The organism is Vibrio sp. CUB2, from assembly GCF_001557945.1.
Classification (GTDB): Bacteria; Pseudomonadota; Gammaproteobacteria; order Enterobacterales; family Vibrionaceae; genus Vibrio; species Vibrio owensii.
This window is the reverse complement of the sequence record NZ_LNRB01000082.1, coordinates 1-423: the sequence shown is the minus strand read 5'-3', so window position 1 is coordinate 423 and position 423 is coordinate 1. Positions and strand designations below refer to the sequence as shown.

The window sequence follows — 423 nt, the reverse complement described above, 5'->3', positions numbered from 1 at the left end:
GTTGGTGATTTGTTGATCGCAATCGTCTGACCACCATAGATTTGAGTGGTTTCAGAAACACGCTCAGCATACTCATTGAAAGCTTCCATATCCTGAATTTTAAACTGTATATAAAGGTAAGTTGGTGGGCTTTGTTGCTTAATTCGGTGGGAAGACATGGCAGCCTAAAGTTGTTCAGTTCTTAAGCAATATACTGAGTTTCAGGCATACCAAGTCCTGTAAGTTTGTTCAGCGCTTTGATCATTGCGTAAGTCTCGCCAACCTGAGCATTGTAATTTCTTAGGCTTAATTTCCCACCTAGCAGCTGTTTTACTCGGTACATTGCTGTCTCTGATAGTGAGCGCTTGTGATAGCCATACCGCTTTTTCCACTTCTTGTTGGAGCCGTAGAGCTTTTGACAACCTACTGCTAAATTGCGAGGGT

At 42.6% G+C, this 423-nt stretch carries 1 protein-coding gene and 1 pseudogene; both read right to left on the bottom strand.

Features of this window, described 5'->3' with window-relative positions; translation table 11 throughout:
* The coding region (locus tag ATB78_RS30300; RefSeq protein ID WP_155647892.1) for a DUF1330 domain-containing protein at positions 1–158 on the bottom strand (158 nt) is incomplete at its 3' end.
* Between the two features lie 23 nt (positions 159–181).
* Positions 182–423, bottom strand: a pseudogene (locus tag ATB78_RS27960) (IS5/IS1182 family transposase); the annotation flags it as partial.